Origin of the sequence: Lactobacillus hominis DSM 23910 = CRBIP 24.179, assembly GCF_000296835.1 — a bacterium.
GTDB classification, from domain to species: domain Bacteria; phylum Bacillota; class Bacilli; order Lactobacillales; family Lactobacillaceae; genus Lactobacillus; species Lactobacillus hominis.
Window position 1 is genome coordinate 1 of the sequence record NZ_CAKE01000005.1, and the last position, 24,211, is coordinate 24,211.

Annotated in this window: 12 protein-coding genes; 7 read left to right on the forward strand and 5 right to left on the reverse strand. The window is 36.6% G+C overall.

The annotated features are described in order from the left end of the window. Positions 1–96: 96 nt before the first annotated feature. Positions 97–309: a DUF3923 family protein gene (locus tag BN55_RS03785; protein ID WP_008470486.1), complete on the reverse strand. Its 213-nt coding sequence runs from the start codon at positions 307–309 to the stop codon at positions 97–99. Positions 310–455: 146 nt separating this feature from the next. Between BN55_RS03785 and BN55_RS03790 the strand changes: the two genes are divergently transcribed. Then, positions 456–1,526: an AI-2E family transporter gene (locus BN55_RS03790; RefSeq protein ID WP_008470488.1), complete on the forward strand. Its 1,071-nt coding sequence runs from the start codon at positions 456–458 to the stop codon at positions 1,524–1,526. A 131-nt stretch (positions 1,527–1,657) separates the two neighbouring features. Here BN55_RS03790 and BN55_RS03795 read toward each other — a convergent pair whose 3' ends face one another. The 3 genes from BN55_RS03795 to BN55_RS03805 form a co-directional block, all read right to left on the reverse strand. Then, the gene (locus BN55_RS03795) at positions 1,658–2,125 is read right to left on the reverse strand and encodes a type II toxin-antitoxin system RelE/ParE family toxin (protein WP_008470490.1); all 468 of its coding nucleotides are present in this window, start codon (positions 2,123–2,125) and stop codon (positions 1,658–1,660) included. Continuing rightward, complete coding sequence (locus BN55_RS03800; RefSeq protein ID WP_008470492.1) at positions 2,125–2,358, reverse strand: type II toxin-antitoxin system prevent-host-death family antitoxin; 234 nt, start codon at positions 2,356–2,358, stop codon at positions 2,125–2,127. Before BN55_RS03800 ends, BN55_RS03795 begins: the two co-directional genes overlap by 1 nt. Positions 2,359–2,501: 143 nt before the next feature. Then, a complete protein-coding gene (locus BN55_RS03805) occupies positions 2,502–4,094 on the reverse strand; it encodes an ABC transporter ATP-binding protein (protein WP_008470493.1) in 1,593 nt (530 codons plus the stop codon). A 156-nt stretch (positions 4,095–4,250) separates the two neighbouring features. Between BN55_RS03805 and BN55_RS10220 the strand changes: the two genes are divergently transcribed. From BN55_RS10220 to BN55_RS03815, 3 genes are all read left to right on the forward strand, one after another. Further along, on the forward strand, positions 4,251–4,712 hold the full coding sequence (locus tag BN55_RS10220) for an AAA family ATPase (protein ID WP_008470494.1): 462 nt from the start codon (positions 4,251–4,253) through the stop codon (positions 4,710–4,712). Between the two features lie 111 nt (positions 4,713–4,823). Then, complete coding sequence (locus BN55_RS10225) at positions 4,824–5,354, forward strand: hypothetical protein (protein ID WP_008470496.1); 531 nt, start codon at positions 4,824–4,826, stop codon at positions 5,352–5,354. A 98-nt stretch (positions 5,355–5,452) separates the two neighbouring features. After that, entirely contained in the window at positions 5,453–5,752 is a 300-nt protein-coding gene (locus BN55_RS03815; protein ID WP_008470497.1) for a hypothetical protein, read from the forward strand. 66 nt (positions 5,753–5,818) lie between these two features. Here the strand turns inward: BN55_RS03815 and BN55_RS03820 are convergent, their stop codons facing one another. Then, positions 5,819–6,832 (reverse strand): D-2-hydroxyacid dehydrogenase, encoded by a 1,014-nt coding sequence (locus BN55_RS03820; RefSeq protein ID WP_008470498.1) that lies wholly within the window; start codon positions 6,830–6,832, stop codon positions 5,819–5,821. 212 nt (positions 6,833–7,044) lie between these two features. Between BN55_RS03820 and BN55_RS03825 the strand changes: the two genes are divergently transcribed. The 3 genes from BN55_RS03825 (at position 7,045) to BN55_RS03835 (ending at position 24,189) form a co-directional block, all read left to right on the forward strand. Beyond that, positions 7,045–11,400: an LPXTG cell wall anchor domain-containing protein gene (locus tag BN55_RS03825; RefSeq protein WP_008470500.1), complete on the forward strand. Its 4,356-nt coding sequence runs from the start codon at positions 7,045–7,047 to the stop codon at positions 11,398–11,400. A gap of 150 nt (positions 11,401–11,550) precedes the next feature. Beyond that, a complete protein-coding gene (locus tag BN55_RS03830; protein WP_008470502.1) occupies positions 11,551–13,032 on the forward strand; it encodes an amino acid permease in 1,482 nt (493 codons plus the stop codon). A 300-nt stretch (positions 13,033–13,332) separates the two neighbouring features. Next, positions 13,333–24,189, forward strand: a complete 10,857-nt coding sequence (locus BN55_RS03835) for a mucin-binding protein (RefSeq protein WP_008470503.1) — start codon at positions 13,333–13,335, stop codon at positions 24,187–24,189. The last annotated feature ends 22 nt before the right edge of the window (positions 24,190–24,211 follow it).

Sequence of the window (24,211 nt, forward strand, 5' to 3'; positions counted from 1 at the left end):
GTACTAAAAAACCATACTCCGATAGAATATCGAAATATGGTTTTAAACAGAGCTAATTAATAATATGTCCCAAATTTGGGGTTCATATCATTAAGCTTAGCCTTTTTTATCGTGATTTGTCAGCCAGTAATACCAGGCCCATTGAAATTCTGTAATCATTAATGCAGCTGCAACTACTGCGACAGCAATTAATGCGCGTGATAAGTCTTCGCCGAGTTCGCTGGTATCAAAATTGTAATTACTTAATTTAAAACTACCCCAAGTTAATAATATTAGCCAATAAAGGTTGGCACCCCACCATAATTTCATTTATAAAACGCTTTCATTTAATATATAAACTTAGTATAACACTCTTTGGTAAAAGTTGTCACATATAGTGAATTGAATATAGTTTAATTATCAAATTGGTGGGGTATAATTTAGAGTATGCGTAATTACTAAGAAAGAGAACAAGTATGCAAAAAGTTTGGCAAAATTTCAAACAAAATATTCCACTGCGACGCTTTGTCGTATTAATGTTATTGATCTTTGTGCTTTATGAAGCCAGATCAATGATGAACACAATTTTATTAACATTTATTTTTACTTATTTAATAGTTCACTTAATCAATTTTGTTAAAAAACACATCCCTAAAGTCCCATCACAAATCATCGTTGCTGTGACATATCTGCTATTGGTCGCACTGCTTTATTTTGGCATTACCATTTACATGCCAGTGCTAATCAAGCAAAGCATCAAGGTTGTTGATTCAGTGGTTAAGTTCTATCAGTCAAACGATATGGATGGCGTGATGAGCTATGTTAACCAATATGTAAGTAAAGGCGAAATTACAACGCAAGTTAAAAAGGGTATGGGAATTGCTATTCATGCATTGACTGGTTTTGGCTCTGTAACGGTTGCCTTTTTCATGTCATTAATTTTGAGCTTCTTTTACACGATTGAATTAAAACAAATGCATGAGTTTTCACAATCATTTTTGAAAACGGGCTATTTAACATGGTTATTTGAAGATATTCATTATTTTGGTAAAAAATTCGTGAATACTTTCGGTGTCGTTTTAGAAGCACAGTTCTTTATTGCGATTTGCAATACAGTTTTGACGATGATTTGCTTGATCGTAATGAAAATGCCGCAGATTATTGCTTTAGGCTTGATGGTCTTTATTTTGAGTTTGATCCCAGTCGCTGGAGTGATTATTTCTTTGATTCCGCTGAGTATTGTGGCTTATACAGTGGGTGGCATACAATATGTAATTTATATTTTCATCATTATTATGATTATTCACGCAATTGAGGCTTATATTCTTAACCCGAAGTTTATGTCTAGCAAAACAGAATTGCCAATTTTTTATACATTCGTTGTTTTGTTAGTTGGCGAGCACTTTTGGGGTATTTGGGGATTGATCGTTGGCGTGCCAATCTTCACATTCTTGCTCGATATTTTGGATATTAAGCCATTGAAAAAGAAGGCCTTAGATTTAAAGCAATTAAAATTAAAACGCGATACAAAAAAGGGACGCGATTAAGCGTCCGTAGAAAGTGGATATTTGTGGGGTTAATCTTATTTAATGAGATAGATTGAGATTAAGATTGAAAATAAGAGAAATGGTTGTAATGAATTAATTTTTACCCCACATTATTTATTACACGAAAAGTGTTAAAAATTTTTTTCGAATTTAAAATTTTTAAAAAGGCTGCTCGTATGGGCAGCCTTTGTGATTAATATGGATTTTATATTTCTCATATATGAACTATTCAGGTAAGAAAAAGCGTATCCAAATGGATACGCTTGAATTAATGAAAATTTTTTTGAATTCTTTTGAATTCTTTTGATGATATCTTCCTTGGTACTTAAAATAAGTTCTACATAAATTACTTTTTTATTTTCATTTATACGATAAAAGATATATTCGTTTTTATCAATTAGAACATAATACCCATTAAGTATTTTTGAAAGCTTCGTGGCTTTGATTCCCATATAAGGAAAGGACTGCAAATTTTCTAGCTTTTTTTCTTCTTTAGATAAAACTTCTTTTGTGACTTTTTCACCAAAAGTGACCAGCAGATATCTCTTTAGGTTTTCAAAATATTCTTTTGAAGGACCTGATAATTCTAATAAGAACATTAGCTGAATAAATCTCCCTTGATTTTGTCAAAATCATAGTGTTTTGACTTTTCAGCTTTTTTAAGTTTATTAACTAGTTCAAGCGCTGCGGTAAACTCGTCGTATTTTTCGATATCTACGAGTGCAAATTTGCCATAACCATTTTTGGTAAGAAATACAGGATCATCCTTTGTGACTTTCTCAAGTACTTTATTATAATTTCTCAATTCTGAAACAGGTTGAATTTGTAACATGATCATCACTTCCTTTAGATAAATATTGTACATTATTTTTAGAATAAAATACAGCAAAGCTGAAAAGCAAAACAATCAAATTTTGCTACATTATTTATTACCCGAAAAGTACAAATATTTTTTTGTGAATTTAAAAAATAATATTAAATATGTACAATTTCATCGGCTAAGTTTGCAATATCATCATGTAAATGGTGAGTGATCATAATTGAAGTAGTATTTTGCTTATTCATCATTACTTTCTCTAGTTCTACACTAGATTTTTTATCTAGAGATGAAGTAAATTCATCAAGCAAATAAATTGGCCGGTCTCTTAACAATTCGCGTGCAAACGAAATTCGTTGTTTTTGTCCACCAGATAATTTGTTAACGTCTAGCTTTTCATCTAAACCATTAGAAAGGTCTTTAATTAGAGAATCTAATCCTGCTTGTTTGATGACTTGGCTTAACTTTTCGTCAGAATAATTCTCGCCTAAAGTAAGATTCCATCTTAAAGATGCATCGAAGATATATGGTATTTGTTGTACGTAGCCTATTTTTTCATGAATTTGTTTATCAGAAAGCGATTTGTAATCGATGTCTTCTAATGAGATCTTTCCTTGATATTTTCGTAATAGTGCACTAAGAAGATTGAACAGAGTGGTTTTACCAGCAGCTGAATCACCGACGATAATATATTTTTTGCCAGCTTCAAAATTAATATTTAAGTTCTGTAAAATTTTTTTATTGCTACCAGGATACTCAAACGATAAGTCGGTAGCTTTTAAATTGTTTTGACAATTTGAAAGATTTTTGGCAGGTTCATTGTTAGATTGAACTTTAATTTTGTTGAATTTATTTAAAATAGGCTTTACAGTCTTGAATTCTTGCCAATTGAAGCTAATACCGCTTAATTCGGCAAAAATAGTTCCTGCAAAATATTGCGCACCACTAACAGTACCTACTGGAGTTAAATTGTGTAAGATAAGAAAACCGGTCTGTGCCAGAATAATTACTTGACTTAAAAATGCAATTCCATTTGTAACTGCTTGAGTAAGACCAGCAGCTTTTGCGTAATCAACTGTATGATCTTGTACATCAAGGGATGCTTGATCAATTTTTTTAGTAATTAAGCGTAATGCATTACCTAAAAATAAGACATTGAATCCTTCTAAAATATCGTTGATTTTGTTTACTAATCTTTCATTGGCATGTGTTAATTCTAATGATCGATTAGAGAGCCATTTAGAAAATAAATTAGGCACAATTGTCATGATTACAGTTAATATTGCCACGGTAAATACTAGACTAATTTGAAAATAAGCTAAAGTTATAGCGCCAAATACTATTTCACTTACTTGCTGAATAATCATCATAAAATCATCTACGCCATAGTTGTTGATAGTATTAATATCGTTAGTCATCCAAGAAGTATAAGTAGCAACTTTTTGCTCATGGAACCCTTCATAGTCAGTTTTTTCCATTCGATGAGAAATGTTTTTTCTAATTAGACGATCAATTTCTTGTTTTAATTTAGTTTTAAAAATAGTTATTAGATATCTGAAAACGGCATAAAGTACGTAAGATCCCGCCATAACTCCAATCCAGATAAAGAATTGGTGACCATTTTTCTTAGCTATTTCGCTTAAGGCGTTGGCACTTGCTAATCCAGCTAAAGTTGAAAATAAAGAATTTACTATGATTAATAATGATACAAAAATAAATAAAGCTTTCTTTTGTTTAAAGTATATTTTCATGCACTATCTCCAAAATAAAAATTATACTTATAATAGTACTTAATGAAAATAAAATTATCAATATACTTTTAATATTAAAAAAATATTATACAAAGTAAATCAAAAATGCTAGATACATATAAATACACAAAGATACATAAAAGCTGGTGAGCAAATATGAATAATCCATTTAATCCAAGTTTTGGTAGAATTCCGAAGATCTTTTTAAATCGAGGGGAGTTAATTGATAATGTAGTAGAAGAATTAGACAATCCTAATAGTCCTTATAAAATTTCTATTGTTTATGGGATGCGGGGTGTAGGAAAGACAACTTTTTTAACTGAAGTTGGACGCAAAGTTGAACGCAAAGATAATTGGTTAGTTGTTAATCTTGCAATGGAATCTAACTTGCTTGCAATATTAATTGATAATTTATACATCGAAGCTGATTCAAAATTGCAAAAGGTCTTTGAATCTATTCGTGGTATTACATTTTCTGCTTTTGGCTTGCAACTCTCTGCAAATATTGAGCATACTTTGTCGACATATCAAGGAATCTTGACGCAGATGTTTTCTCGGTTAAAAGATCAAGGAATAAAAGTCTTGATTACGATCGATGAAGTCAAAAGTACTAAATAGTTGAGAAACTTTGCCTCATATTATCAATTGCTTAATCGTGATGATTATCCAGTGGCCTTAATGATTACAGGCTTGCCAGAAAATGTTTCTGAGCTTCAAAATTAAGATGTGATGACCTTTATACTACGTGGAAAAAGAATTGCTCTTTCTTCGTTAAATTTAACTCAAATTGAATATAGTTATCGCAATGTCTTTAGTGAGGCAAGTTATAGTGTAGAAGATGGGACTTTGATTGAAATGGCAGTTATGACTAAAGGATATTCATATGCCTTTCAATTATTAGGCTATCTAGCATGGAAAAAAGCCAAACATACGAAAATAATCGATGCTAATTTATTGGAACAAATTAAGCCAGAATATTTATTAGAATTGGACCAAAATGCCTATACTAAGATATTCGATGGTTTATCTAATCAAGATCGCAAGTTTTTATATGCAATGGCTCAAAGTGATAAAAATCGCGTTTTAATTAAAGATATTCGTCAGCGTATCAATCGTCCAAGTAATTTTGTAGCTAATTATCGACGCCGTTTATTAGATGATCAAGTAATTAAAGTAACCAATTATGGTGAAGTTGCATTTACGCTACCTTTTTTTAGAGAATATGTGTTAAAAAGACAAGTATTTGAAGAACTAGAATAAATCACAAGGCATAAGCTGTATGTACTGATTCTGTCTATAAATTAGTGTGATAAAATATACTTAGGAAAGCGCATAAAAATAGGGAGGAAGAAGCAACTATGGCTAGCATCTGTATTTTTATAGCAGCAGCTATTATGGTGGGATTTGCTGCAATTAATATTTCTAAAATTATTAATGCGAAAGTGGCATACGCTAAACCTAATCCTTACCGCAAACAACTGATAGCTCTTTACTTAGCTCTTCCATTATTATTTCTATTTTTCCCATTTTCTACGGATTGGGATACTTATACTTTTTTAGTTACTATTCGAGTGCCAATAACTATTGTTTGGGAACTATTGATGGTTCTTGGTATTTGGCTTGATAACAAAATGTACAAAAAATATCATAAAAATTAACCAAACGAAAAAAGCACGAGCGTTAAAAACTCGTGCTTTTATTTTGACTTAAATTAATAGGTCTAATTAAAACTTGTTCTTATCCAATGCAACTGGAGAATCTGGCTTTTCGCCGTTGATTAACTTCAAGTTGTTGTCGAATGCTTTAACAACCATGTTACGTACTGCGTGAGTAGTGTAGAAAGCAGTATGTGGAGTTACTAAAACATTTGGACGATCGATTAAGTCAGCTAAACGCTTGTCTGGGAATTCTTTACCTTCCCAGTCTTCGTTAAATACACCAACTTCGTCTTCGTAAGTATCCATTACGAAACCAAAGATCTTACCTGAATCCAAACCACGGATTACGGCATCAGTATCAACAAGTGGACCACGTGAGCAGTTTACGATAACTACGCCATCTTTCATCTTAGCGATTGATTCGTCGTTAATCATGTGAACGTTAGCTGGAACATCTGGTACGTGAAGTGAAATTACATCAGCTTGCTTGTATAAGTCATCAAGTGAGTCAACGTAGTAACCCTTCTTTTCGAGTTCTGGGTTCTTGAAGATATCGTAAGCAATAACTTTTGCGCCGAAACCTTCCATAATTCTCATAAATACTTGTCCAATGTGACCAGTACCTACAACACCAACAACTTGATCACGAACTTCACGACCAATAGTAGGTGCCCAACGTAAATCACGTTTAGCCATCTTTTCGTCCATACGCTTATCTTGACGTAATACACGAGCAGCTTGGATTGCAGCATGTTCAGCAATAGCGTCAGGAGAGTATACAGGAACGTTAGTGATTTCAAAGCCTAATTCTTTAGCCTTGTCCATGTCAATGTTATCAACACCAACGTTACGCAATGACATCTTAGTTACGCCAGCGTCTGCTAATGCTTGAAGAGTTTCTGGGGTGTAGTCTAATTGTTGGTAAACAACAACACCATCAGCACCCTTAGCTAATGCAGCAGTTTCAGGAGTCAAAAGTTGATCAGTGTAATCTACATCGATGTCCTTGTGAGCTTCCTTCCATTCGTTCAAGAATGGTTCTTCGTCTTTACGAATAGCGTAAGCAAAAATCTTTGTCATAAATTAAACCTCCGTAAAATTAATAGTTTTACCGTTTATTATTATACACTCGAGATTGTTAAACAAAACACAAAAGCCGAAATTTACTGTAATTTTTTCTTTTTCTTCCTATAAGTCATATTATTATCCTTTAAATCTTGTCGTAACTATAATTGATTGTGAATAGGGTGTAAGTGCTTAACTACTTATATTTACAAGGAAGGAGTTTGGCAATGAAATATTTATCTAGAAATAACATTAATGAAAGAAATAAAAATATTAATCCGATTTGTGAACGATTTAGCTTTAGAAAAATTGCTTCAGGTGCGCTAATTTCAGCGGCAATTGGTGCTTTCTTCTTAATGCAAAATCCACAAAATGTGCAAGCAGCAAGTTTAGTATCAAAACAAACACAAGTACCTGCTGTTAGTCAAAGTAAAGTTGCAGCAGTGCATAATACAGCTGATAAACAAAAAAATGTACAAGATAATCAGATTGCTCCAGAGCAACCTAGCTTAAACTTAAATGCTAATAATTTTGGCTCGACGTCTAGTGAAACGCAAATGCAGATTACTATTAATTGGAGTGTGCATGCGGGCGATCATGGTCAAGTCAATATTCCTTATGATTCTAACTTTTGGGCTGGCGTAAGTGCAGTCCCTATTCAGGACAATTTTGGAAATATTCAAACTAGTACTAGTACTAAAAATAATCAAACAATGGCGACGATTGATTATAATTTCACGCATGCAGGAGTTATTAAAACCGAAATTGACTTAAATAAAAATGATGCTGCTGTAGCTCAACCTACTCCCATGACAAATATTGGAACAACTAATTGGCAAATTAACTGGAGTTTTAATAATCAAAGCCAAACGCCTGTTACATATACTACAAATATCATGCCACAATGGAGTCCTGGTATAAGTCGTTTGGTTCCAAATAGCCAAGTTAGTGCTGTAGCTCCTAATACCTCAACAACTTATTTGTTTAAAGTCAATGAAAGCGATGGATTAGATAATAGTGATGATTATACGGCTGATCTGGTTAATAGTGCCGTAAATTATGGGACGACAATTACAATTCCAGTGCCAAAATATTTTATTTTGTCTGAATCTGAAACAAAAGCTGCTAATAATTTTGCAGATAGTAATGATCAGACGACTATTACTCAGCCTGGTGGAATTGGTACGCCAATTGTTATTAACGCACCTAAGGGCAGTGGCGATCAGTGGTCAAATAATGATCAGAATCAAGGCTATTTTTTAGTTGGTCAATATGAATTAAAGCAGCCACAAAATAATGAAACTTTAGGTAGTACTGGTTCAATTCAAATAATGCAAAAATTAAATGATGAAGGCACGGTTACAAAGACAACTGCAGAAGAGAATATTCCCAGCTTTAGTGAAACAATCTTAGGCAAAAATAATCAAGATAATAAGCCGGTTCAAGGACAGCTAGTGGCTAATGCGGGTAATGCCTATCTTAATAATCAACTAGTAAATACTAATCAAGAATTAGTGCTCAATTACTTTGGTTTTACTAATGAAACAAGTGCTCCGATTACTGATGGGATAATTAACTTAACCTTTGCGCCAGGACTTTTGATTAACCAAATTAAAACACCGGCAGGAGCTACCTTGCCGCAAACGATGCAATACCAATACGTTTTAACTTTAGCAAATGGTAAGACGATAGTTGGAAGCATTAATGCAGGGCAAAGCGTGCAAACTACTGATAGTTCAATTATGAGCGCAGTCTTTAAACCAAATTATATTTCTTTAAGTGGTCAAACAGCTGCTTTGCCAAGTAACACTGTTTATGCAAAGCAAAATACGAATGCAGCAGTCTTTATCTGCTTAGGTAAGTTGGCTGACAACTTAAAAATAGGGGATAGCTTAACATCCAAAATTACTTTTACAGGCAATGGCAAATCAGTAACACAATCAACTACTCAAGAAATTGCTCAAAAAACTTCTGCTATTGGCTTGTTTACTTATCAAAATCCGACAAACGGTGAAGGGATGGAAGCAGATAGCGATAATGCCGGATATTTAAGCATTTATTCTGCTGGCAATCCTTTTATAAATTCTCCTTATATTTATGAGCCAATTTTTTACTATGTTTTGCCTGAAGTAAACGTTGCAAATGTAAATCCAGCTGGCGAGATTGTCACTAATTTGAATTCTAATAATGATCAAACAGCTATTCCTAAAGTGAGTGTCTTTTTGGTTGGAAATCGTGAAGTAGTAAAAATTGATTATACAAATACCAAATTTAACTTTAACGCCTTGTCTAGTGCATGTAATGAGGTAGGGTTGAACAATTTGCCGATTGCCACAAATGGTGAATATCCATATGATTTGTATGTTATTAGCAATACGACAAAGTTATTAAATTCTGAGTATGGGCAAACAAAAAACTTTAGCCAAAATTCGACGACGGATGCATTTAATCCGGCGTGGGTACAAAATAATCTTAACAATCTTTATTATGTAGGATCTGGTTTGTGGCAGATTAATCAAGCATCGGGCTCTTATGTAGCAACTGCTGGGCAAGGCAATGAAAATCTATTGCCAAATAAAAATGGGCGCTCTTACGCTCTTGGCTCAAATGCGATGAACTTTGATGTGTCGATTGTGAATACCGCTACACATACTTTGCAAAATTGCTTAGTGATTGCAAATTTGCCACAAATAGGTCAATATGACAGTCAATTTAACTTTACAATGACAGGACCCGCTTATTTTAAAGCTCTGAATAATGCATATAATGGTAAACTTAGTTTTTCTTACAGTAATGAGTTAACAGATTTAGAGCATGGTCGACCTGATTTAAATGAGTTTGTTTCTGCAAATGAAATTAATAAAATCGGTGGCTGGCAGAATGTAAAATCAGTTGCAGTAAATGCTGGCAACGTTCCAGGTCAAGCGGTAATTGGCAGAATTGTGCTGCCTGGGATGGATAAAAACTTGGTAAATGACATCGGTAAGACTGGCTATGAAGTGACAGGGATGTATGTCGATGGATTTGCACCTTTTATTCCAAATCAGCAAAATTGGGCCCATATTCAAATTGTCGATACCCCTTTAAATATTGAACAGCCTCAACCTCAACCGCAGCCACAAGACGCTACCTTAACTATTGAATACGTTAATGTTGATAATAACCAAGTAGTAGCATCTCCTGGGCAAAAGAGCTTTAGTGGGACTGATGGTACAAAAATCAACTTTACTAGTAGCGATTTTAAGATTCCGCAAGGCTATCAAGCAGTGAGTTTGCCAACTAGCTATACTTTCACTAACCAGCCAAGCCAAACTTTGAAGATTGAAGTTGAAGCGCAAACTGGCTATAAGATGATTACTCAGCAAGTTACGCGGATAATTAACTACTATGATAAAGAAACAGGCAAGGCGTTAACTGCTTTAGCTCCTAAGCAAGTGCAAAGCGTGACAAAATATATTTGTCAAGTCTTAGATGATGCAACTAATAAAGTTGTTGGCTATAACACAACTGGTAGCTTTAATGCCAGCGGTCAATATGTTCCAAGTCGTCAAAATGGTCAAGTAAAAGTTGATACAACCGATGCACTGCAAGCTGGAATCTTTAATAAAGATGCCGATTTCTGGTCCGCTGTAACTTATCCTAACTTAACTAAAGAAGGTTTCGGTCAACCTGAGGTTTTAACTAAAGGTAATAAATTTGAAGCAGCCACTGGATTGGCTTTGGTGCAAGTAACTGATGATACAGTCGATGAAGTATTTAATATTTATTATCCTAAACAAATTAAGCCGATGCCTAAACCACACGAAACTAGTCAAGTAGAAACTAAAGTAATTACCAGAATCATTGAAACCACACAAAATGGTAAAGTAAAGATCTTAGCTAAGCAGCAAGCGGTCTTTATTCGCACTAAGATTACTAATACTGCTACTGGCACAGCAACTTATACGCCGTGGTCAAATAATGGTGCAATTGTCTTTGATAGCGTCAATGTTGCAAAGAAGGGATTTACTGCGACGGCAATAGTTGATGATAAGGCTTATGACTTAATCAACCAAACTGTGCCACAAGTCACAGCAGTAGCTACGCAATCAAATAAGCCTGATACTTTATCGCAAGATCAAGTGATTGTGATTAGTTATAGTGCTAACTCATCGCCAGACCAAGGAGAAAATGGTGGCAATGGCGGTAATGGAAATCCGGCAACAACTCCAAGCAACCCAAGTGGTACTAATCAGACAACTCCTTCTGATCAAAATTCAAATCAACCTGCGTTAGCTCCAAATAAGCCTAGCATAAAGCCTGATACTTCAATTGATAAGAATCACGAAGATTTAGACGAAACCAGTAAGCTAAATAGCGAGCGAGTTGATGGTCAGTTAGATGGTAAAGCTTTAGTTTATGGAAATTCGAATGCTAAGTTATATGCAAAAGAAAATAATGCACCAGTTAATACAAATATGCGCCATACTAAATTGCCGCAAACTTCTAACAAGCAAAATACCTTTATGCTGTTATTAGGTTCTGTATTTGGACTTTTAGGCGGATTATTGTTTGCTATTTTTAAGTCAAAGAATAAAAACTAGTTTTTAAAATAAATAATATAGGAAAAGATAGTCACGATTAAATGACTATCTTTTTTTGCGAGAAATTAGACCAATTTTAAATTTAGACTTTTTTCATGTGAAGATTAGGGTATAATACTTTTTATTGAAAAGATGGGGGAAAGCCTTGTAATGCAACAAGAAAATGTAGAATCTTCTTTAATGCAAGAAGATAAGAAATATAATCAATTAACCGCTCTAAAGCTGTTTGCCATGACCAGCTCAATGGTTATTTCCGTTAATGAGCTGGCACCATTTGGTAAAACTGGTCCGACCGCTCTTTTTTATTTGCTTTTAGCTGGTATTATATGGTTTATACCAATTACGCAAATAGCTGGCGAAATGGCTTCAATTGATGGCTGGGACAAAGGTGGTATTTTCACCTGGGTAAAAGGTTCATTAGGCGATAAGACTGGCTGGACAGCAATGTTTTATCAATGGATCCACATTACAGTAGGGATGAACACGATGATGTATGTAATCATCGGAGCTTTATCAATTACGCTGAATACGCCTTGGTTTAACACAACGCCGTGGATCAGATTTTTGTTAATGATGATCATTATTTGGACCATTACCTTAGTTGAAATGGTTGGAGTCAAGCGCATCGGACGCATCGCTGTTTGGTTATTTGGATTAGGAATTGCTCTGCCGGTTGTTTTATTGATTGCTGCATTTTTAGTTTATGTTGCACAAGGCAAGCAACTCTATTTGCACATTAATTTCAATACAGTCTTGCCGCACCATTTAAATGGAAATACTTTAGTGGCATTTGTGCCATTTATGTTAGCTTTTTGTGGTGGAGAAGCGTCAGCTCCGCACGTTAAATATTTGGAAAAGCCCAAATCATATTCTAAAGTTATGATAGCTTTAGCTGCGACCGCGATTTGTTTTGACTTGTTAGGAAGTATGGCAATTGGAATGTCTGTACCTAAGAGCCAAATTGAAAACTCAACTGGTTTTGTTTATACTTTTGGTCACTTACTTGATTCAATTGGCCTTCCAGGCAATTTATTGCAAAAAATTATCGGAATCTTACTTGCCTGCGGAATTATCGGCGAACTTGGTAACTGGTTGGCAGGTCCAAGTCAGGGTATGTTTGAAGCTGCCAAAGAAGGATACATGCCGAAGTTCTTTGCCAAGTCGACTAAGAGGGATGTTCCAATGCGATTAATTGTTTTACAGACGATTATTGTTTCTATCTCCGCACTATTAATTACTTTCACCAGTGGAACTAATGCGGATTTTGCTTTTAATGTTTCATTAGCAGCAACGACTGCGCAATATTTGATGGTTTATATTTTAATGTTAATCTCTTATATTGTATTAAAAATTAAGCATCAAAACTTAGAACGTAGCTATTATATGAGTAAAAGCCCTGTTATTAGTATCATTGTTGCGATTGTTGCTTTGATTATTACAGTAGTTGCATTTTTTATTTCTTTTCTTCCAGCACAAGGTACACCGATGCATTTACGGGGAGCTTATGTGTTAACGATGATTGGATTATGCCTGATTGTGACAATTTTGCCACTCGTTATTTATCATTTTCATCATCCAGCAAAAGTTGAAAAAGTATATGAAGATAGCACTGGAGCAATAGACGAAGAATAGATATAACAAAACATTTTGTTATTTTTATGAAGCTTTGAAAAAATTCTTGAGAAATTTTTCAAAGCTTTTTTCTTATCTTGTAATAACTGTTATTAAATAAGTCTATTGCTTTAGCAATAGTTGACGCTGCGTCATTTTCACTAAACTCATATAGATAACTTGCTAACTGCTGATGTTATTTAAAGCATCTAGACATGTTGAATAACGAGTGTTATATTAATTATTGCTAAGGGAAGTAAAACAATCTTCTTATATGTATTTAGACTTTGGTTAAACACTTGAAAGGAAAAAGAATTAAGTATGGTTTCAAAAAATAATCGTTTAAAAAGATTTGAACAATCTGCTCAACGTCAAAATCATTTTGGAATTAGAAAATTAACAATCGGAGCTGCTTCCGTTTTACTAGGTACTTCACTTTACTTGGGTACCCAAACTAGCCAAGCTAAGGCTGCTACAGTTGATGGTAATAATAAAGATAATGCTGAACAACAATCTGGCGAGGATAAGAGCGTTGCTGCCAAAGATGTTGATCATGTTGAAGTTGCAAAGCAAGCTACTACATTGCAAGTAGCTGGTGACCAAGCAACTACTGAAAACAAAGCACAACAACCTGCAGCAGAAGTTAAAACTGACGCTGTAAAGCAAGCTACTGATACTGCTAAAGCTGAAGAAAAAGCTAATGAAGCTACAAATGTTGAAAATAAAAATGCTCAAGTAGAAAACAAGATTACTGATGCAAATAAAGAACAAGAAACTAAAGCTGCTAAGACAGCAACTACTACCACTCTTAAGGTGGCTAGTTTTAAGGCTGACGCTAAAGCAAACAAGGATACTAAAGATCCTATTTTAGCTGCTAGAATGCTTACTGCAAGCAAAGTTCAAGCAACTGCTAAGACAGCAAATGCAGATGCTAACACTGACGCATCCAAAGCTAAAAATAACTATCAGGTTGTAACTGACGAAGATGGCTTTAAAAAGGCAGTTAATAGCAACGCACAAGGTGTAAATGTTAAGGGTAACATCACTGTTAATAGTGACCTTAATATTAATAAAAACTTCGCTATTGTGGGTGCCGACGAAGAATCTTCACTTAACTTTGGAAATAGTTCTCTTAACAACTCGGGTAATTTAACTCTTCAAAACATTACTGTTAATGGTTCAGTAATGGGCGACGGTACTGTTAATATTTCTGGTAAGGTTGTATCAAATGTTAACAGTGCTAATTCTTCTGTTCCAACGCAAAATCAATATACTGAACAAAACTATACTGGTGCTAGAACCAACTTTAAGAATTCTAACATTAGCGCAAGTAACGTAAATATTGAAAACGGTGCTTCATTAACAATTAATAGTACTGAAATTAATGATGGTATTAACTTAAGAGATGGTGGTACAGTTCGTGTTGGTGATAATGCTACTTTAAACGTTAACTTAACTAACGCTTCAACTACTGCTACTCGTTATCATGTTGCTGGTGTATTTGCTAAAAATGGTGGTAACTTTATCAGTGGTTACCAATCAAACGTCAACTTTAACACTGGTTTAGGGCAAGCAATTTCTATCGGTGCTACTCGTCCAGCTGTAACTGATTCAGAACGTTTTGGCGGATACGGCGCTCGTTCAAGAAATGACGGTCCTACATTAGTTCAACTAGGCGAATCATCTACGTTTAACTTTACTGGTCGAGACGGTATTATCTTAGGTAATAATGCTAACTTTGTTTCCGGTGAAAATTCAAACGTTCACTTTGAAAATAAAGGCCGTGGCGTTGCTTTAGATTTGGCTAATAATTCAAATATTGAAATTTCTAAGCACTCAAACACTTACTTCCATTCTGTAGGTAAGACTGGTACTTCAGGTAGTTATGATGGATACAACTACATTGGTGTTAACGAAGGCGGTAATATTACTGTTGACGAATACGCGACTTTCCGTGTAATTCTTGAGGGTCGTGGTGATAACCCTTGGGATGATGTTGTTTCTTTAGATTCACAAAATTCTAATACTAATGCAGCATTCACTTCCAAGACAGGTGCTATTATCGATATTCGTGATGACAACACTAACTTTTATGCTGAATTAATTTCATTCCCTCTAGGTTCGTCAAATTCTAGAATTGATATTCATGACCCGTTAATGCTTAACTTACAACGTTACTCTAAAGGTGGCGCCACTACTGGTTGGATGGCAACTGGTGGTGACATGATCAATACCACTTCATCACAGTATACTTCGAACTTAATTTATATGTCAGGTAGTAAGGGTGTATTTAGTGTTGATGGTACTGACTATGTTGTATACCAAAAAATTAAGTCTGATGGTTCTAAGCAAATTTGGTTAAATGTTAACGGCGTTAATATTCCGATGAGTGGTTTTCAGACTAAGGATATGTGGAATAATAAAGCAAATCCTGACCTTTCAATTAAAGGTAATGGCTTAACTGGTGATATTAAAGCTAATCAAGTACATAACTTTGATGGAAGTCCATTAACTGGAAAAGACGCTCCATACTACGGTATTTCTACTCAACGTGCTAGTCACCAAATCTGGTTCCCACACAAGACCCAAATGGAAGTGGTTGGTAAACATACCAATACTATTAAGTACGTTGATGAGCAAGGTAATCAATTATTCCCAGATGCAACTCAAGATCTTAACTTAACTCGTAAGCTAACCCTTGATATTACTCAAGATAAAATTAAAGAGATTCAAGACTATGCTTTATCACACACTGCTGACGAAACTCTTGAATACATTAAGAACGCTCAAGGTGTAAGTCAAGACTCTGGTTGGATTTATACTGATGCTCAAGGTAATGTTATTACCAATCCTTATGCTCAGGTTATTTCTCCAGTTAAAGATGGGTATACTACTTCAATTGAATCATCAAATGTTCCAGGAATTACTGTTGGCTCAGATGGCAAATCTGTAACTGCAAAATTACAGTATAAAGAAGATCTTGTACAAAATGGTGAGTTATCTAAGAACTATAAGCAAAACGGTCTTAGTGCTATTTTACCTGATAACTACGAAACTGTAGTTGTTTACAAGAAAGCTCAAGATGCTAAGATCACTGTTAATTACGTTGATCAAGATGCAAATAACAAGGTCCTTCACACTGATAGCCCATCAGGTAAGATTGGCGATGCAATTAATTACTCAACTAAGACTGAAATTGAAACTCTTACAAATCAAGGCTATGTATTAGTAACAGATGGTTACAATGCAGGCGACAACTTCACTGCTGATAATAATGGCAAGACTTATACAGTAGTGTTCAAGCATGGTCAAATTCCAGTTGGACCAGATACTCCAGATAAACATGGCGTAGATCCAAGCCAAGTAGAAAAGAATGTTAAAGAAACTGTTCATTATGTATACGCAAATGGCACTAAGGCAGCTGATGATAACGTTCAAAACTCTAAGTGGACTCGTACAGTAACTGTTGATGCAGTAACTAACGAAGTGGTTCCAAACGGTCAATACACTACTGAGTGGGCAATTGCTAAGGGTCAACCAAGTGAATACTCACAAGTAAATTCTCCAGTTATTAAGGGTTACTACGCAGATCAAGCTAATGTTCCTGCAACAAAGGTAACTCAAGATGATATTGAAAAGAAAGTAATTTACAAGCCGCTTGGTCATATTGTTCCAGTTGATCCAACTACTGGTAAACCAATTCCAAATGCACCACAACCACAATTCCCTAATGATCCAACTGATCCAACTAAGGGAAACCCTGGTGAAAAGCCAAATGTTCCGGGCTTCCACCCAGAAACTGGCAAGCCAGGTGATAAAGTAACGCCAAATCCGGGTAACCCAGGCGAAGATGTAAAAGTTCCTTACGTTAAGGACCAAGGTACTGTTTCAGTGATCTTCCACGATGATACTAGCGACAGCACCATTCCAAACGTTGGTTTCAACTCTGGTGATACAGCAGCTGATACTCCTGTAACTTACAACCCTGAAAAGAGCATTTCTGATCTTGAAAAACAAGGTTACGTATATGTTCGTACTGAAGGTACTCTTCCTGATAAGGTTGAAGCTAACAAGAACATTACAGTCACTGTTCACATGAAGCATGGTGTTCAACCTGTAGATCCGAACACTCCACCTACTGATGTACCAAAGAACACTCCAAAAGAAGCACAACCAGATGCACTTACTAAGAAAGTTAACTTAACTGTTAACTATGTAAATGCTGATGGCACTACTTTTACTGGTACTGTTCCAGCTAATGCTAAGCAAACTGCTGTATTTACTGGTACTGCTTATGTAGATAAGATTACTGGTCAATTAGTAAATGCTAAGCAAGAAGATGGTAAGTGGGTAATTGATACTGATAACAATGCAACTCCATCAATCACTTGGACTAGCAACAAGACTTCATTTGAAGGTGTAACTTCTCCATCAGAAGTTGGCTACCACGTAACTAATGTTTCAGAGCATGCAGATGGCAATAATGTTGCTGCAATCACTGGCTTAACTAAGGATAGTCAAGACATTACAGTTACTGTAACCTACACTAAGAACGGAACTGATCTTGAAAACAAACAACACGTTCCAGCTTCTCAAACTGTTCAATACGTAGATGATCAAGGTAATACTTTACTTGCTGACAAGGAGAAAAACTTTGAATTTACCTACAGTGGTGACACAGTTGATAAGGTAACTGGCGAAACTATTGAGCATGGTTTATGGAATAAAACTTCACACAACTTTACTGCTGAAGAAGTTCCTGTAATTGATGGGTACGTAGCAGTTTCTGGTTACACTAAGACTGATGATGGTAAGTACACTGCTGGTGGCTTTACCGCAACTAACACTGGTTCAAAAGAAGATAACAACAAAGTCTTCAAGGTTGTTTACAAGAAGGTTGGAAACATTGTTCCTCAAGATCCAGAAGGCAACCCAATTCCAGATCCAAACAAGCCAGGTGAAACCGTACCTAATGTTCCTTACAAGAATGATCCAACAGATCCAACTAAGGTAACTCCAAACGAAAAGACTCCAGATATTCCAGGTTGGCACACTGATACTCCTAACGTAACTCCAACAGATCCAACTAAGGACACTCCAGTTGTTTACACTAAGAATGTTGAAAACCAAAATGTAACTGTTAAGTACTTTGACGATACAAAAGAAACTGATTTAAGCTCATATGACAAGTCAATTTCTGCTAAGCCAGGCGAAGCACTTAACTACAGTACTCAACCTTCAATTACTGAACTTGAAAATAAGGGTTACAAGCTTGTAAGTGATAACTTCAATGTAACAACTATGCCTGAAAAAGGTGGTAATTACGAAGTTCACTTTGTTCACAACACTACTACTATCACTCCAGATAAGCCAGGTAAGCCAGGTGAACCAATTAACCCTAACGATCCAAATGGTCCTAAGTGGCCAGAAGGCACTGATGCTAAGAATTTAACTAAGCAAGGTACTCAAACTGTTCACTACGTATACGCAGACGGTACTAAAGCAGCTAATGATAATGTACAAAACACTACATTTGCTCACACTTTAGTATTCGACAACGTAACTGGTAAGCAAATTGAAGACAAGGGCTGGACTCCTGAAAGTCATAAATTCAATGACGTAACTTCACCAGAAATTGATGGTTACCACGCTGATAAGAAGACTGTTAACGGTGCTACTGTAACTGTTGATGATCCAACTAGTGAAACTATTGTAGTTTACGCTAAGAACGATACTGAAATTAGAAATAAGCAAGAAGTTAAAGCTTCACAAGTGGTTAAATACCAAGATGAAGATGGTAATGAATTAAGTCCATCTAAGAGCCAAAACTTTACTTTCAAGTACACTGGCGATACTTACGACGCAGAAACTGGCAAACAAGTTGCTACTGGTAAGTGGATTAATGTAAGTTATGACTTTGACAGTGAGGATGTTCCAATAGTTGAAGGTTACGTAGCAGTTAAGGGTTACACTCGTGATGACAATGACAAGGTTGTTGCAGGTGGATTCACTACTACTTACGACGCAACTGATGCAAAGCGTAATAGAACTTTCGTTGTGGTTTACAAGAAAGTTGGTAAGATTATTCCAGTTGATCCATCTAAGAATCCAATTCCAGATGCACCAACTCCAAGCTACAAGAACGATCCAACAGATCCAACTAAGGTAACTCCAGATGAACCAACTCCAAATGTTCCAGGTTACACTCCAAGTCAAAACACTGTAACTCCTCCAGATCCAACTAAGGATACTCCAGTTGTTTACACTAAGAACGTTGAACAAAAGGCTAAGGTTCAATATATTGACTTAGACGATAACAACAAGGTAATGTCTGAATCTCCTGTGTTAACTGGTCAAGCAGGCGATAAGATTGATTACTCAACTACTAATGAAATTGCTAACTACGAAAAGCAAGGTTACGTTCTTGCAGATGATGGTTTCAGCAATAACCCAGTATTTGATAACGTTGAAGGTAATGAACAAATCTTTAAAGTAACCTTCCACCATGGTCAAGCACCAGTAAACCCAGATCATCCACACGATGGTGTAGATCCAAGTGAATACACTAAGGAAGTTAAGGAAACTGTTCACTATGTAGGTGCAGGAGACAAGACCCCAGCAGATAGCGTACAAACTTCTAAGTGGACTCGTACTTTAACTGTTGATACTGTAACTGGTAAGGTTATCGAAAATGGTCGCTACACTACTGATTGGTCAATTGCCAAGGGCGAAAAGACAGTTTACGACCAAGTAAACACTCCAGTTGTTGATGGCTACTACGCAGATCAAGCTAATATTCCTGCAACTGCAGTAACTCAAGACAACATTGAAAAGACTGTCACTTACAAGCCGATGGGTCATATTATTCCAGTAGATCCAACTGGCAAACCAATTCCAAATGTACCAACTCCACAATTCCCTAACGATCCAACAGATCCAACTAAAGGAAACCCTGATGAAAAGCCAAATATTCCGGGCTTCCACCCAGAATCTGGTAAACCAGGTGATCCAGTCAGCCCAGTTCCAGGTAACCCAGGTGAAGATGTTAAGGTTCCTTATGTTCCAGATGTTGTAGCTAAGGACCAAAATGCAGTAGTAAACTACGTTGATGCAGATGACAATAACTCTGTAATTACTAGTTCAGGTAACTTAACTGGTAAGGCCGGCGCTAAGATTGACTATTCAACTCAATCAACTATCACCAGTCTTGAAAACCAAGGTTACGAACTTGTACACGATGGCTTCCCAACAGGTGCAACTTACGACAATGACGACAACACTACCCAAACTTACACTGTAGTATTGAAGCATGGTCACCAACCTGTAAATCCTAATGAACCAGGTAAGCCAGGTGAACCAATCAACCCTAACGATCCAAATGGTCCTAAGTATCCAGACGATACTGATAAGACAAGTTTGACTCATGATGTAACTCGTACTATTCAATACGCAGGTCTTCCATCAGATCAAACTCCAGCTAATGTTGAACAAACAGTTCACTTCACTGCAAGTGGTGTTCTTGACAAGGTAACTGGTCAATGGATTACTCCATTAACTTGGTCATCAGATCAAACTGTTAACAACGTTGTTTCACCAACTGTTCCTGGTTACCACGTAACTAATGTAAGTGCTGATACTACTGATGGTAAGAATGTCGATTCTAAGACTTTGAACCACAAGGACAGCAGCTACACAGTAACTGTAACTTACACTAAGGATGACGCTCCAGTAGTTCAAAAGGGTTCAATCACTGTAACAGTTCACGATGTAACTACTGACACTGATTTACCAGACTATGGTAAGCAAAGTGGTGAACAAAACGTAGGTACTAAGTTCGAATACGATAAGCCAGGTACCATTGAAGATCTTACTAACAAGGGTTACAAGGTAATCAACCCAGACGTTACTATTCCTACTGAAATTACTGACGGACCACATACTACTGTTATCTATGTAGAACACAACATTATTCCAGTAACTCCAGATAAGCCAGGTAACGGTTTAACTGATAAGGACTTGGAAAAGGATGTAACTCGTACAGTAACTTACGAAGGCTTACCAACTAAGCCAAGTGATGTAACTGATACTCTTCACTTCACAGGTACTGGTTACTACGATGCTGTAACTAAGAAGTGGACAGATGCTGATGGTAAGGAATTAGCTGATCAAACTAAGGCAATTACTTGGACTTCACAAGATGGTACCAAATTTAGTGGCGTAACTAGTCCATTTAACAAGGATTATCACATTGTAAGTGTAACTAGTGACGATGGTCAAAACTACAACGATGGTAAGGGTAGCGTAACTGCAATTACTGGTATTGGACATAATTCAAAGAACATCCACATCACAGTAACTTACGCTCAAAACGGTAAGATTATTCCAGTTGATCCATATAATAAACCAATTCCGGATGCACCAACTCCAACTTACCCAACAGATCCAACCGACCCAACTAAGGTAGTTCCAAACGAACCAGTTCCAGAAATTCCTGGAATGACCCCATCAACTCCAACAGTTACTCCAACTGACCCAGGCAAGGATACTCCCGTTCCATACACTCCAGTAACTCCAGCCAAGGATCAAGTTGCACAAGTAATTTACCGTGACGTTCAAAATGGTGCTAACACTCAATTAGCTACCTCAGGAAACTTAAGTGGTAAAGCTGGTTCAGAAATCAACTACTCAACTGCTGATACTATCAAGAAATTAACTGATCAAGGTTACGTTCTTAAAAACGATGGCTTCCCAGCAGGTGCAGTATTTGACAATGACGACAGCAAGACTCAAACATTCTATGTAGACTTTGTTCATGGTCAAGCGCCAGTAAATCCAGACCATCCACACGATGGTGTAAATCCAGATCAATACGCTAAGGAAGTTAAAGAAACTGTTCACTACGTAGGTGCAGGAGACAAGACTCCAGCAGATAGTGTACAAACTTCTAAGTGGACTCGTACTTTAACTGTTGATACTGTAACTGGTAAGGTTATCAAAAATGGTCAATACGATACTGATTGGTCAATTGCCAAGGGCGAAAAGACAGTTTACGATCAAGTAAACACTCCAGTTGTTGATGGCTACCACGCAGATAAGAGAGAAGTTCCAGCTACTGCAGTAACTCAAGATAACATTACTGTAACTGTAACCTACACTCAAAACGGTAAGATTATTCCAGTTGGTCCAGATGGTAAGACTCCAATTCCAAACGTACCAACACCAACTTACCCAACAGATCCAACAGACCCAACTAAGGTGGTTCCAGATGAACCAGTTCCAGAAATTCCTGGAATGATTCCATCAACTCCAACTGTTACTCCAAAGGACCCAGGCAAGGATACTCCGGTTCCATATAACCCAGTAACTCCAGCTAAGGATCAAAATGCAGTTGTAAACTACGTTGACGCAGATAACAACAACTCTGTAATTACTAGTTCAGGTAACTTAACTGGTAAGGCAGAAGAGAAGATTAACTACTCAACTAAGTCAACTATTGATGATCTTATTAACAAGGGTTACGTACTTGTACATGATGGCTTCCCAGCAGACGCTAAGTTTGATAACGACGACAATACTACTCAAACATTTACTGTAGTATTGAAACATGGTTTAGTTCCTGTAACTCCTGAAAACCCAGGTAAGCCAGGCGAACCAATCAACCCTAACGATCCAAATGGTCCTAAGTGGCCAGAAGGCACTGACGAAAATAGTGTCAAGAGAACTGGTACCCAAACTATCCACTACACTGGTGCAGGCAATAACACTCCTAAGGATGATGTTCAACAATTCGACTTCACTAAGAAGATGGTAGTTGATAAGGTAACTGGTAAGATCGTTGACGGCGGACAATGGAACGTAACTAGCCACACATTTGGTTACAAGGATACTCCAGTTGTTGAAGGCTACCACGCAGACAGACGTAATGCTGGTGGCTCTACAGTTACTCCAGATGACTTAAACAAGCAAATCGTTGTAACTTACACTAAGAACGGTAAGATTATCCCAGTTGATCCAACTGGTAAACCAATTCCAGATGCACCAACTCCAACTTACCCAACTGATCCAACTGATCCAACTGATCCAACTAAGGTTAAGCCAGATGAACCGGTTCCATCAATCCCAGGCTACAAGCCAAGCGTACCAACTGTAACTCCAACTGATCCAGGTAAAGATACTCCAGTACCTTACGTACCTGAAGCTCAAGCAGTTGCAGGTAAGGTAACTTACATCGACGACACTACTGGTTCTATTCTTAAGAGTGATGAAATCAACGGTAAAGTTGGCGACAAGATCAACTACACTACCGCTGATAAGATTACTAATTACATTAACCAAGGCTATGAATTAGTATCTAACGACTTCAAAGATGGCAATGAAACCTTTGCTAAGGAAGGCAATAACTTCGAAGTTCACTTGAAGCACGGTACTACTACTATCACTCCAGATAAGCCAGGTAACCCAGGTCAACCAATCAACCCTAACGATCCAAACGGACCTAAGTGGGGCGATGATACTGATGCTAAGCACTTGAGAAGAACTGGTACTCAAACTGTTCACTACCAAAGTGCAGGTTCAAACACTCCAGCAGATAACGTAACTACTGTAGTATTTGACCACAGCATTACTATTGACAAAGTAACTGGTAAGACTGTGAAGGATAATGGCTGGACTCCAGCAACTAACACTTACGTAACTGTAACTACCCCTCAAATTGATGGTTACACTGCAAGCGTTAACCAAGTTGGTGGCGACACTGTTAAATCTACTGATGGAAATATTGATCGTAACTACACTGTTACTTACACTGTAATTACTCCAAATACTCCAGTAGATCCAACTCCAGTGCCACAACCACAACCTGAACCAACTCCAGACCAACCTGAAACTCCAGCAGAACCAGACATTCCAGCACCACATGGTGAAGATGTTCCAACTGCTCCAGAACAAGAACCAGACATCCCAGCTCCTCATGGCGAAGATGTTCCTGATGCTGAACCTGTAGCTCCACAAGTTCAAAAGGTTTCTACAAATGAAGAACCAGCTCCAGCACCACATGCTTCTGAATTACCACAGACTGGTAGCGAAGATGACACTGCTGCAGCAATCGCAGGTGCTTCAATTGCATTAATCGGTTTAACTGGATTAATCGGCGCAGCTAAGAGACGTCGTAAGAACTAATAAAACTCTTACAAAAAAAGAC

What these genes read in the sequence shown, in the direction of transcription:
- BN55_RS03785 (WP_008470486.1), bottom strand. Translation starts at nt 309, where the DNA reads ATGAAATTATGGTGGGGTGCCAACCTTTATTGGCTAATATTATTAACT.
- BN55_RS03790 (WP_008470488.1), top strand. Translation starts at nt 456, where the DNA reads ATGCAAAAAGTTTGGCAAAATTTCAAACAAAATATTCCACTGCGACGC.
- BN55_RS03795 (WP_008470490.1), bottom strand. Translation starts at nt 2,125, where the DNA reads ATGTTCTTATTAGAATTATCAGGTCCTTCAAAAGAATATTTTGAAAAC.
- BN55_RS03800 (WP_008470492.1), bottom strand. Translation starts at nt 2,358, where the DNA reads ATGTTACAAATTCAACCTGTTTCAGAATTGAGAAATTATAATAAAGTA.
- BN55_RS03805 (WP_008470493.1), bottom strand. Translation starts at nt 4,094, where the DNA reads ATGAAAATATACTTTAAACAAAAGAAAGCTTTATTTATTTTTGTATCA.
- BN55_RS10220 (WP_008470494.1), top strand. Translation starts at nt 4,251, where the DNA reads ATGAATAATCCATTTAATCCAAGTTTTGGTAGAATTCCGAAGATCTTT.
- BN55_RS10225 (WP_008470496.1), top strand. Translation starts at nt 4,824, where the DNA reads ATGACCTTTATACTACGTGGAAAAAGAATTGCTCTTTCTTCGTTAAAT.
- BN55_RS03815 (WP_008470497.1), top strand. Translation starts at nt 5,453, where the DNA reads ATGGCTAGCATCTGTATTTTTATAGCAGCAGCTATTATGGTGGGATTT.
- BN55_RS03820 (WP_008470498.1), bottom strand. Translation starts at nt 6,832, where the DNA reads ATGACAAAGATTTTTGCTTACGCTATTCGTAAAGACGAAGAACCATTC.
- BN55_RS03825 (WP_008470500.1), top strand. Translation starts at nt 7,045, where the DNA reads ATGAAATATTTATCTAGAAATAACATTAATGAAAGAAATAAAAATATT.
- BN55_RS03830 (WP_008470502.1), top strand. Translation starts at nt 11,551, where the DNA reads ATGCAACAAGAAAATGTAGAATCTTCTTTAATGCAAGAAGATAAGAAA.
- BN55_RS03835 (WP_008470503.1), top strand. Translation starts at nt 13,333, where the DNA reads ATGGTTTCAAAAAATAATCGTTTAAAAAGATTTGAACAATCTGCTCAA.